The organism is Chondrinema litorale (assembly GCF_026250525.1).
In the GTDB taxonomy this organism is placed as follows: domain Bacteria; phylum Bacteroidota; class Bacteroidia; order Cytophagales; family Flammeovirgaceae; genus Chondrinema; species Chondrinema litorale.
In genome coordinates this window covers 16,778-29,616 of record NZ_CP111054.1, presented here as the reverse complement: position 1 = coordinate 29,616, position 12,839 = coordinate 16,778, and the positions used below count along the sequence as shown (strand labels likewise).

The following is a 12,839-nucleotide window of genomic DNA, read 5'->3' as shown; positions in this document are numbered from 1 at the left end:
ACCTTAATTATTTTCACTGAAAAGAATGGCACTATCATTAATCTCTGCCTTCTTGTTATTAAGTAAATTGATAATTTCTGCACCCGCCAAAAGCACTGGACCATAACCGTGTGCTGCGTAGATATTAATAGGTCTGTGGTAATAGAATGCCGGATCGAAACCCATGCCTGTACCCACGCAAGTTCCTTCTACCTGTCCCTCATCATTTACTTTGCTCACAACAGCGTTCCAAGCTAGTAATGCCATTGAGCCATAAGCTTTTTCATCAATCCAACCATTATTAATGGCTTTGGCAATGGCATAAGTGTAAATAGCAGTTGCTGAAGTTTCTAAATAAGAATCGTTTCTATCGATTAGTTGATGCCAGAAACCGGTTCCATCTTGGTAAGAAGCCAAACCATAAATATGCTTTTTGAGTAAATCCATCACCTTCTCCCTTCCCGGATGATCTTCTGGCAATACATCTAGAAGCTCCACCTTGGTCATTACTGCCCAGCCATTTGCTCTTGCCCAATGGAATTGCGGATGCACGCCCATATCTTGCACCCAACCATGCATGTATAGGTTTTTGTCTTCATTAAACATACGTTCAGAAAATTGTACAACCTGTTTCACGGCATCATCAAAGTATTTTCTGTCGCCAGTAAGTTTTCCCATTTGTGCCAAAGCAGGCACACTCATAAATAAATCGTCGAGCCAAAGCGTGTTAGGCAAAGGTCTGTTTCTTGCCAATGTGCCATCGAATAATCTAAACTGCTTGTTGCTGATGTAATCAATGTAGTTGTCAATTACTGGCTGCACATCTGCATCTAAACCATTTCTCTTAGCTTTAATAATTGCCGCACAAATCGCCCCTGCATCATCTAAAGCATGTGGCTCAAGCACTGAACGGAAAGGTGTTTTTGCTTCTGGATATTGCTCTTTTAATTTTCTGTATTTGTTGGCCATATCAGCAATAAATGAAACTCTGTTGTTTACATATTCGGCATAGGCATCTTTGCCAGTGGCTTTACTTGCAGCCAACATACCTGCATAAGTTACTCCCCACTCATAACTCAATAGCCTAAAATCGCCTTTTGCTAAAATGGCTTTGTCATTAGGCTTTGAGAAATCGGTAATTTCTTTGCCAGATTTTTCGTCTACTACTTTGGTGGGCGTATTTGCATTCAGATAAGTGTACACCTTATTAATAACAGCTTCCACTTGTTCGGGGCTAGAAATGGTATAAGGTGTCGGATAGTTGGGTTGCAGTAAATGCAATGGTGTATTTGAGTCATTCATTTTTGGCTCTTGCGCAAAAGCAAACGAGCTACTACAAAGGAAATAAAGCATTACAAGCCTGCCAGCGAGGCTGCTTTTTTGTTTCTTTAAGTTGTCTAATAATAGGTTGTTCATCTTCATATTCGTGGATTTTGTTAATATTTATCTTTTCCCGGCAGTCGGATCAGGCCAGTTATCTGTTCTGAAAGGTGCTGCTGGCAAACCACTTTCGTTAGTCAAATTAGGGTTTTTAGGATTGCTATTAAATGCATATCTCACGGCTACTGGATTTGGTACTTCATCTCCCCAAACTTCTACCTTGTTTTTACCTGTAATTTTAGCTTTTGCCCAATACCATTTTTTATCGGCTCCTGCTATGGCAAATTCCATCGGTGCGTGTCCATCTTTTGTTTTTAATCCCTCTCCTACTACATCAAATAGCAACTCAATTTTATCACCTTTTACTTTGGCTTTTTTAAACATTGGCCCAGTTGCTACCATCTCTTTTCCATACACATCTGCCAGTGCCCATCTTGCCATGCGCTTGCCTACATCCAGTTTGTTATGTGGGTGAATATCGTGCGCCTCTCCTATATCTATGGTGACTATCAAAGCTGTATTTTTGGTTTTAGTTACAGTTCTTCTCTGTGCTTCACGAATATGAGCCCAAGTATTATCTACTGGTTCTGGCTCAATATCTCGATAGTTAGGTAGCTGGATGATGCCAAAAGGAAAATCTTTTATTCCCCCATTTGCTTTCCATTTATCTCGCCAAGATACGACAAACACCGGCAAAAGCATACCATACTGTTCTGCTCTCTCCTCGTTAGATTCCCCCTGATACCAGAAAGCACCCTGTATAGTATAAGGTATGAGTGGTTCGATCATGTTGTTATAAATGGATGCTGCAATGCGGTAATCGCGTAAAGCATCGGGCACTCTCGGTTGACGTGGCGCTTTGGTATTGTTTTTTTCTGCTTCTTCGGCCGCCTTTTTCCAAGCTTCCATATCGCTATCGTATTTGGCTTGTACTTCTGGCCTTTCGGCAGCCCAAAGCGCTGTGCGATCTACACAAGGTTTAAAATCTTCTGAAGCCAACAGATATTCTTCTGGCATCCAAGCTTCTACTTGCGAACCACCAAAAGATGCATTTATCAATCCGATTGGGATGTTTAAAGCTTCCTGCAAATCAACTCCGAAATAATAACCCGCTGCACTAAACTCTTCTACTGAAAGTGGTGTGCATTTCTCCCAATTCGCCAGATTGCCTCTTTTGTGATGGAAAGCAATTTTTCTATCTACATTAAATAGATGGATATTGGGTTTATATGCTGATGCAATCGTTTCTTCACCATCGGTTGTACTGCTTAAAATCAGTTGCATGTTCGATTGACCGGTAAGCAACCAAACTTCGCCAATTACAATTCCACTCAACTCGATGGTGTTTTTCCCTTTAATAATCATCTTCTGCGGATTGGCATTTGCAGGCATGGCTTTTAGTTTTACCATCCATTTGCGGTCTTCTTTGGCTGTAGTCTTTAATGTTTGCCCAGCAAATGTTACTGTAACCTCTTCTCCCGGACTTGCTGTGCCCCAGATCGGTACGGGCTTATTTCGCTGTAAAACCATATTATCGGCAATAATATCTGGCAAGATTACAGCCGCTTTCACAGAGCATGCAAGCAATGAAAAAAGGATTACAACTGTGAGTTTGTAAGTAAGTTGATGAAATGATTTTTTTGTCAGATTCATAAGTTTATTAGTCTTTTTCTCCACAATCCAATTTAATAATCTATGGGTTAATTTTCTATATCAGATGCATTTACCAGTGTGGCACTTACCAGTGTGGCACTCATTAAACCGATTACTACATCATTGGCCAAGGCTTTTACAGTGAGTTGTTTCAATGTTTTTTTAGGATTTAGTGAAAGATCAAGAATGGTAGCAGCCCCACCATCAATCACAAAATCGCTAAAACCTTTGAGGGAAGTATACTCTTTAAAGTCTCTGGTGATGAGACCCGATTTTAAATGCACCCTGTATGGCTTGGGATAGTCAATATTAAATGCATAGCCATCTTGGTAATAATCTTGCTCAATTGGCCACCAAGTTTCCGGGTTGTTCAATTCTAAGGTTTCCAAAGAACCGTCTTCGTATTCTACTTCTACCACACCATTTGTAAACCTACTTTGCATCGGATTGGTAGAACCAGCCATCATCAAGTAAATATGTGAGGCTTTACCAGTAAGTGGAACGGAAACATTTTTGGGGTAATTATCCCATTGTGATGTAAAAATTATATTGTTGCCAGAGCCAGATGGCGTAGCTAAAGGAGCTCCAAATGGCAAAGAAATTTGGTTATTTTTAGCCAAGTTTCTCAATCCAGAATCGTCGATATTGGCTTCGATTAGAGGATAACACCAGTTGCCAATTCCTTGCCAAGGCAATTGCAAAGTTGGGCTTTCTGGTCTGGGTGAAAGATATTTATTCTGAAAAATCTGAGTGACTTTATCATTATAAAATCCGCTTAAATCAACAGGAAGATATTCATTATCAGTATTTTGTGAAATATCCCAGTTTACAATGTGGCAAGTGCTTTCGATACCTTTTTCACTTGTAAATACCAATATGTTTGTACCGGGTTTTAAATATTTGGGATCTGAAATCGCATCTTCAAATGAGATTCCAGCTTGTAATTCAATGGTTTCTTCAAAGTCGTTCGTGCCGGGGTTAATTCGCAATTTGCCTTTAATGATTTTATTGGTGTGATTCACCACTCGATAGCCAATTTTATTCGACTCTTGCTCTTCTGATGCTAAGATTTCTATCGCATCTGTTATCTTAAAATCCAAAGGTTGCCACCAAGTTAAATCTCCTTCTTTCAATTTTACAAAGGCTGTGTGATGTCCCTTTTTACCTTCTACTTTTACATTAAACGACTTTTTATTAGGTTTTGAAAAGGCATTTTGAGGATCGAATAATTCTAAAATTTCAGCATTTTGAGCTTCGAGTGAAATCATTTCTCCCAAACCAAGTTTTTGATGAATATCTAATCTGGCAGGTTTTTCACCTTTCCAATCCACTGTAATGTAATAGAGTCCGTCTTTATCTGCTAGGTTTTTATCTATATCCAATTCGATGGTTGGTTTCCCAATTGCATTCACTACACTTTTCCATTTTACATATTTGCCATTTACTGTCAATTTTTCCAAAGAAGTTGCTAAGGCTTTTAGCTGCAATTTCAAATTCATTTTTGTGGGAAATGATGGCTTAATGCTCCATGTCTCTTGCAGTTTGTTTTGCTGATATTTGATGTGGATATCTGGCGTGCGTAACTCTGCATGCTCCCAAGTTTCTGGAAAACCAGGTTGAATAGTTAGGGTATTTTCCAGTGCATTGGGCAAGACTCCGAATAAGCCCTCAACCAATGTGCGCGCTGCCATGCCAATCGGATCAGAAAAATCTCGGTAAAGTTCTCCGCGAATGGCATCATAAAATGACAATTGCCCAAATCCTCCCGGACTAGAACTCAAATACATACTTTCCATCAGTGCACTTTTCCATAACTGAAAGGCTTTGTCGCTCCTATTTGCCTGCCAGTAAGCCAAAGAGGTGTGTAAAACCTCTGCCAAGGCTACATTATTGATCGACCAAGTATAGGGTATCCAATTGGTAGTAGAAACCAGTTGAAAAGTATTTTCAGGTAGCCCTTTTGCTTCTACAGGTATGTGCGGAATTTGTGTATCTACATAACGCATTGTTTGATAAGCCTGAAAAGGGTCTGGCACATCAGAGTCGAGTGTGTGGTAAACTGTCCATAAACCTGCTGCGGGATGTGTTTCTTGCAAACCAAGTAAGTCTTTGTATTCTGCATACTGCCCGGTTTCACTTATCCATAATTTATCTTGAATGGCTTTTTGGATTTTGTCTGCTTCAGTTTGATATGGAGTTGGATTTTCTCCAATCTTTCTGGCAATTTCAGCAGCCAGTTTATTGGCTTTATAATTATAAGAAGATGAATGCGTAACACCTCCACCACTGTATTGCAAACCATCGCTTGCCCAGATACAACAATACGCGTCGTACAAACCATCGCCATCCATATCGTAATTCCTCTTTTCCCAATCTAAATGCCTTTGCAAAGCAGGCCAGATCGATTTGGCAAATTCCATATCGCCAGTCCAGCAAATATTCCACAAGAGCTGATCGATAAATACCAGATTCATATCGTAGTGATGCGGGCGAAAATCTCCGTTTGGATTGCGACAAATGTAACCACTGCTGAACATGGCTGTACCCATTTCTTCTTTCTGGCGAGCAAAATGTTTGGTAGTATCTGGCACCACTGGTCCGACTTCTGGGCTAGTAACCTGAGATTTTAAATAACTCTCAAATTGCATTCTTGATCGATCGTGCCTGCCCATTCTATCTGCAGCGTAGGCAGCGCGCCAGCCGGGAATACGCATTCGCCAAGCCACAGCGCCATGTAAATATGTGGGGTCTTCCCAAACACCATCTTCTGCTACACTCAAAGCAGCACCCAAAGTATTGAGATAAGGATCAGGGGTTGAAAGGTAAATTTGTTGAGAAAGTTTTTTTCTGGCAGCTTCTGCTTTTTCAACCTCTGTTGCTAGCGAATTATAGCTTATCTCAGAGATAGTTTCCGGATTGAAAACTGAGAAATACAGCGGTTGATGCTCTTCATTTTTGAAAATACCTGAGATAATGGGATGTGCTGAACTATTAGATTCAAAGAGTTTTTCAGGGCTATTTTGTTGGTTGGCATCTGTGATTTTGATTTGCTCAGTTTCTGGAAAAATACCAGTGAGTTTTCTGAGTTTAGCCTTTTTTTCTTTCAATTCTTGACTAAGTGTGCCACTATCAAAATTCTTGGTAATTGCTGCAAAATCTTCTTTGCTAGTCTCCTTATTGGTATTAAAGTAAACTTGAAATTGATTGCCATCTACTTGATAAAAATTACTCTCGCAATATTCTGGTTTGAGGTAAAAGCTTGATTCGGGGTCTGCGCCAATATCACCATTCCGGCTAAATTTTTTGCCACTTACGCCTCCAAATGTCCAGAATAATTGAATGTTATGATCAACTTCTTCAAACTCCGCTTTTACTAGCATTCCTTCAACTTCAGCCATTGCCAAAACAGTAAGATGTAATTTACCTTTGCCCAAGATTGGGTCTGTAATTACATACAACATACTGCCGGGTCTGTATCTGGCTTCTATATTTTCAGCATCAATCAACCACTTACTTTCTCCATTTTTTATGAGACCAAACTTCATATTTCCGCCCATGCCCGGCAAGTATTGAGCAAATTCGGGCAAGTCCCCGGCCTCTACCCGATAGGCAGTATTGGTGCCATACAAGGCTCGATTGAAGCGCTTATCTCCATTGTTAATCACAAAATCTTCACCATCTGGCTGATATCGCACCGACCTTTCTACCCTATGCCACCATTTTCGATTATCTGTATTTTCTTGTACATTGTTACCTTCTCGTACCGTGTTTTCACAGGCATATAAACAACAGAAAATGCCAATTAGAAGAATTTTAGCTAGTAAGTTATTGCTGATTTTGAAGTGTCTGGTAATCATTATATCATCCAATTTTAAATACAAAAGCAGAAGTATTCATAAACTTACCACCTTGTGAAGCGACAAAAAGATAAGTTGGTTTATCGTTTTCTAGCAGTAATTGTGGCCTTTCAAATCGGCCATATTTTCTTAAATGCGAAGGCCCAGGAGGTTCTTTTATATAATCGCGAACTGGTAAATATCCAATTTGTGGCTTTGACCAATTTATTCCATCATCCGATTCCAAGTACAGCCCAACTTCATGATTGTAAATCCCCATATCTCTGGCAATCATCTTAAACTTTCCCTCATCGAACCACACGTAGGCATCTTCTAATTGGGTATTGTCGCCCAATTCAGAATAATCGATAATTGGGTTTCCATCATATTTGATATAAGGGCCTTCGAGTTTGTCAGCGATTGCCAAACCATACTTTCGATTGCCTCTGATGTTGGGATTCTTGGCATTTTCATAATCTAAGGTGTTCCAAGACTTATAATAGAGCCAATATTGCCCATTCGGATGTTTAATAACTGATGGATTTGATGTACAATGATTGTCCCACACCTCTCCTTTACCTGCTTCTAATAATGGTTTATCGAACCTTTTCCAAGGCCCTTCCAACGAATCTGCAATGGCTAAACCCACTCTTTTTGTATTGGTTTTGCCATTAGAGTTTCCCATGTGGAACAGGCAATATTTCCCATCGATAAACTTGATTGTTGGATTGTGGCAAGTGGTGGCATCCCACATGCCTGCACGGGGTTTCAATACTGTTTCTACAAATTTAAATGGCCCTTCTGGATTGTCTGCCACAGCATGCGCAATTTCGCAACTGTTAATCCAACCACCCATTCTTTTGCTAGCTGGCCAACGAGAGAAAAATACATGCGTTTTGCCATCGGGCGCTTTTATTGGACTCGTTCCCCACACATACCAATCTTCCATTTCGAGAATGCGCCCTATTGGTTTTAGTTTCTTGCTAAATGCTGAAAGGTGATCGTCATTAAAGCTGAGTTGAGAAGCAAAAGAAAATTTGTTAAGCCCCAATAGAAATGGAGACATTGCCAAAGTAGATACAAATTTTCGTCTGGTAGTTTTCATAATTTACTTGATCAGTATTTCTGGTTTTTCAGGCGCTTCCATTTCTGCACCCACATAAAAACTTGGATGTGGCGGTTGATTATAGGCCACATTCTGCCAAGCGATGCAAATTCGATAGACCGGATCGTGCATAAAAGTGCGGAATCGATAGTTTGTCGGAATGGTGGTGGTATAAATTCTTAATTCCTTATTATCTTCTGAGCGAAGCATTAATTCTTCTCGCCAATCGCCAAACAAATCTGCACTGAGTGCCGGAGTTGATTTGGTTCCGTTATTAGAAGTTGCTCCTTTGGCTGTTAATAAAACATTAGATTTTTCTTTTGTCCAATCCCATTTGGAAATGGTGTTTTTATTGAGAATTTCACGTAGTAAATCTCCATCCCACCAAATACCAAAATTGCAAGATTCAGGAGTTTTGTCTGAAATTTTCTTTCCGGTTGCACTGTATAAACCGCGAATATTTGCTCCCCTTACCCAGCATTCTGCTCCGGGATATCTCGGGTCTATATTGATTGCCAAGCCTCTCCCCGGCCCTTCTCCATCTTCACCTGCTTTTACTGAGGGCAATTTCCAGAGAATTTCACCAGTTAGTGCATCGCGAAAATTAGCTCCCTCATCATCAAACCTCTCTTGAATGTGGAACACTTCTAAACCCGGTCTTTCTGGGTTGAGGTCTGTCACATGCAAAGCATCACCATGACCAATGCCGGTTGAGTACATGCCAGTACCATCATCATCCAAAGTCATCGCTCCAAAAATGATCTCGTCTTTGCCATCATTATCCACATCAGCAACACTCAAACTGTGGTTTCCCTGTCCGGCAAAAGGTTTGTGTTCTGGATTTCCATCGTCACTGTCAAATGTCCAAACGCTGCTGAGGTCTCCATTTTTAAAGTTCCAAGTGGCAATTACTGAGCGCGTATAATAGCCTCGACTCATAATTAAACTGGGTGTTTCGCCATCGAGATAAGCCACACCTGCCAAGAAACGATCCATGCGATTGCCATAACCATCTCCCCAAATAGCTTTCAACTGCTCAGTGGTTGGCGTTTCTGTATCCGGATGTCTAGGAGGAATAAAATTGGTCGTTGTTATGGCAGCTCCAGTTTCTCCATTAAATACCGTTAAAAACTCAGGGCCTTTTAGTATGTAGCCATCTTTATTCCGGTGGTCGGCGGTCGGATTTCCAATTACAACTCCTTTGCCGTCTATGGTGCCATCGGCAGTTTTGCAAGCGACTTCCGCTTTTCCATCTCCATCTAAATCGTAAACAATAAACTGCGTGTAATGCGCCCCTTCTCGAATATTGATGCCTAAATTGATTCTCCAAAGCAATGTGCCATCTAGCTCATAGGCTTCTAAAACCGGGGGATCTGTATAACCTTTGTGCGAATTATCGTGTGCTCTGCCTGTCTGGTGCAGAACAATTTCGTATTCACCATCTCCATCTAAATCTCCCACAGAAGCATCGTTAGGTCTATAATTTTCTGGTGTTTGTAAGGGAATTGAAAAATAGCCTTTTGCTATTGTATTGGCTTTAATAGTGAATGGTTTCTCGATGCCTTTAGCTTCTTTTTGCTCTTTGCCATCCAACACTGGCTTAACAAACCAAGTATTGCTTTTGCTAAAATCGACCTGATTATCTACCAAACTTGTGCTCTCTGTTAAAGGTGCTTCATTCAGTTTTTCAGGCTTTGCATTGCCAGTTTTCCGATACACATTAAAAGCAATATCATCTGGATCGGTACCTAGCATTCGCCAACTAACAAAGGCATTTCCATCACCCTGATTTACGACAACAAGTCCTCGGGTTAGCTTCTCCATTTGCCTTTGAGCATGGGCAGAAAAAGTTAGAAACAGGCTAAAAAGTAGTAAGGTTATAGCTCCATTTTTGAATTTCATTTTCATGGTATTCTGATTAGTAATTGACACATACCAACTGATTATCAGTTAGCAGTAGATTTATGTTATGTAGTAATTTGATTAAATGAGCTTGAAAACTCACTGGTTATTTTGATCAACTTTTAAAGGTAAAATGCCCACTGGCCCCAGTAAACCAGATGGTTGTAACTCCCAATTAGAAGCATCAAAAGGTTTATAATTGAGGTCTACAAAATTGATTTCATGGTAATTCATCCACTCAATTCCCTTTTTATCTAAATCGATGATTCGATTAGCCATGAGGTTCGTCACTTCAATTTTGATAGCATTTTTGCCCGCTTTTAAATAGTCACCTATTCTCACCTGAAATGGCACACTCCACAGAATTCCCACTTCTTTATCATTCACCCAAACTCTTGCACTTTCTCTAACATCTCCGAGTTTTAGCAAGTATTCATCGGCATCTTTTTTAGCCAAATCAAATTCTGTGGTATACACAGCGGTTCCAGAAAAAGCGGCTGCTTTCTTATCTGGCAATTCTGTCCAAGAAACCAAATCTTGCAAAGTTTGTGTACTCGGTAAATCGGGACCTCCGGCAGTAAATTCAAGATTCCATTCGCTTGATACTGCCAGAGGAGTCCCGATAGACTCTGTGTATTTCCAATCAATAATTCCATCTAATTTTTCGGAGGCTGTTTGGAGAATAAAAGCCTCTCCCGGTTCCATCTGCACCTTTACCAAAATTTTATCATCCTCGAAAGAAGTGCTAGCCAATCCTTTTTTACCAGTTTGAGGATCAAAAACCACCACAGATTCTGGTTTGCTGTTTAGCGGAATCCACGAGTCGATGCTAGAGGCTGTATGATTTACGATATAGTAAAACTTGTTTCCATTAATTTCTTTTCTGATGTATTTGAGCCCAATATCTGTGAGCGATTCGCGGTAAACATCTTTGTAAGTCAAAGCTTTTTCCACATCATCAGACAAAAGAATTACACCTTCGCCAATCTGGTATTCAGCCACTCCATTTTGTTTCTCTTGGAATGAAAGCGTGTTGATTAATTGTTGAAAAGTTTTTCTTCTTTCATCAAGTTGATAATAGCCAGGAACATCTGTTGGCAACTTTTGGAAAATCACCGTTGCACCTGCTTTAGCAAGCTCTATTGCTTGTCTGAGTGTGGCAATTGGCATGTGCTCACTGGTTGGCAAAATCAAAGTTTTATATTGCTGACCCTTGTTTGAAGTGGCAATTAAGCCATTTTTTACACTCGCGTTTTTAAGTTGTCGGTCTGATGAAAAATCCATAGAATAGCCATCTGCTGCTAGTTTTTTAGATAATTGATAGAATGGCATCGGATGCAACCACTCTTCAATCGCATGAATATTGAGCAGTTTGTTGCGCTCGTTGGAATCGTGCCAGATGTCGTAAACCGGCCAGTAAATTAAAATATCGTTGTCTGAGCTACCTGTCTGCAAGAATGATTGGCAGCGAGTAATGTAACCATTTAAGCCCTCGATATGCGGCCAAAAACTATTGGAAGGAGCCATGTTGGTGGATGCGTAAAACAACCAACCCGGCCAGCCAGCTTGCTCTGGTGAATAGGTAGTTCCATGAAAAAACACATGGTTTATTCCCGCTAAAAATAGCTGCTCCACTTCGGTTTTACATTGAGCCAAAGGCACTTTAAAATGCTCACCTAACCATGTAAATGTTTCAGAAGAAGTTAATGGTTTGCCAGTGACATTTGCCGCAGAAGAAGCAAATTTCATCATCAGCGGGTCTGGTTCTACATTTTTTTCGTCTATGGTATAGTTCGGTAATCCGGGAATGGGGAAATAAGTCGAACCAAAAGTTTCGGTTTCGGGAATGTCTACGGCTGCATATAAATCGAGCAAATTACCCGGTGAGCCATGCGCCTGATTTTTAGAAAGCCCTCCTTGCTTGTGAATCCAATTGCTCCAAGGCTGAGAGAAATTTTCTAGCAACATATCAGAGATGGTTTCTCTGTAATCGGATTTGATTCTGGCAATTTCGTCTTTTTTTTCTTTGCTAGTAAGTTCTCTTAAATATTCTGTAGGATCGTAGCCCCTTCTTTTCTTGAATTCTTCGAAGAAGTTTGGTGAAAAATCTGCTCCATATACTTCGTAACTATCATTAAAAAATGCCCTAATACCCGGCTCTTTGCCTTGAAACGCACTCTCGAAGCGGTTTAGGTAAGTATCTAAAGCTTCTTTAGACATATGGTCCATGGTATAGCCTTCTCCACCCGGTGCTGCTCTTTTTACTTTTTGTCGGGTTTTTCCTGTAAATGCTGCATACAAAGTCCATTCACCTGTATCTGGTGTCCAATTGAGTTTGCCTGTTTCATCTACTTTATCGGTTAAATCAAGCAAAGCTGATTGAATGTCTGCATTATTATAGGCTCGAAGTGCTAGTAATTTTACTCCTAAGCTTTTTTGCTTTTCATCATCAACTTCAATTTTTTGGGCTAGCTGCTCTCCTGCTTTCAGCTCATAATTTTGAATGATTAACCTACTTGCTGCAAACTCATGCGTAATTTGTGGACCACCAAAAGGCCAGCCTGTTCCCACATTCATATCTACCTGCATGCCTTCTTTGTTGGCTTTCCTAATGGTATAGTGAAAATTCTCCATCCATTTTGGAGAAAGGTAACTGAGGTATTTATCTTCGAAACCAACTGCTCCATAAATCGGTGTAATTTCAACACCACCCATTCCTGCGGCTGCGTATTGCTCTATTAATTTGCCAATATTTGCTGAATCAACGGCACTGCCCATCCACCACCAACGAGTCCATGGCTTCATTTCTACTTTCACTTCTGGCCAATTCACTTCGATTCTATCATTAGAAACCTGCTTACTGCAACTTTCTGCCAATAGCATGAGCCCGACCAAGAGCACAGAAAAAAATACTTTGCTATATGATAGAGAGGTGATTAATGATTTTCTCATTTTCAATATTGTTTAATAATAGGTTGTGGTAA

6 protein-coding genes are annotated in these 12,839 nt (G+C 40.3%); all 6 read right to left on the bottom strand.

Annotation, left to right across the window (positions count from 1 at the left end):
* Positions 1 to 3 precede the first annotated feature (3 nt).
* Entirely contained in the window at positions 4 to 1,332 is a 1,329-nt protein-coding gene (locus OQ292_RS33095; protein WP_284688624.1) for a glycoside hydrolase family 88/105 protein, read from the bottom strand.
* A gap of 90 nt (positions 1,333 to 1,422) precedes the next feature.
* Complete coding sequence (locus OQ292_RS33090) at positions 1,423 to 3,012, bottom strand: sialate O-acetylesterase (RefSeq protein ID WP_284688560.1); 1,590 nt, start codon at positions 3,010 to 3,012, stop codon at positions 1,423 to 1,425.
* Between the two features lie 47 nt (positions 3,013 to 3,059).
* Positions 3,060 to 6,869 (bottom strand): DUF4450 domain-containing protein, encoded by a 3,810-nt coding sequence (locus OQ292_RS33085; RefSeq protein ID WP_284688559.1) that lies wholly within the window; start codon positions 6,867 to 6,869, stop codon positions 3,060 to 3,062.
* 4 nt (positions 6,870 to 6,873) lie between these two features.
* A complete protein-coding gene (locus OQ292_RS33080; RefSeq protein ID WP_284688558.1) occupies positions 6,874 to 7,953 on the bottom strand; it encodes a glycoside hydrolase family protein in 1,080 nt (359 codons plus the stop codon).
* Positions 7,954 to 7,956: 3 nt separating this feature from the next.
* Positions 7,957 to 9,855 carry a rhamnogalacturonan lyase gene (locus OQ292_RS33075; protein ID WP_431733801.1) on the bottom strand — a complete coding sequence of 633 codons (1,899 nt, stop codon included), beginning with the start codon at positions 9,853 to 9,855 and terminating at the stop codon, positions 7,957 to 7,959.
* A 99-nt stretch (positions 9,856 to 9,954) separates the two neighbouring features.
* Positions 9,955 to 12,807: a glycosyl hydrolase gene (locus OQ292_RS33070; protein ID WP_284688556.1), complete on the bottom strand. Its 2,853-nt coding sequence runs from the start codon at positions 12,805 to 12,807 to the stop codon at positions 9,955 to 9,957.
* Positions 12,808 to 12,839 lie beyond the last annotated feature (32 nt).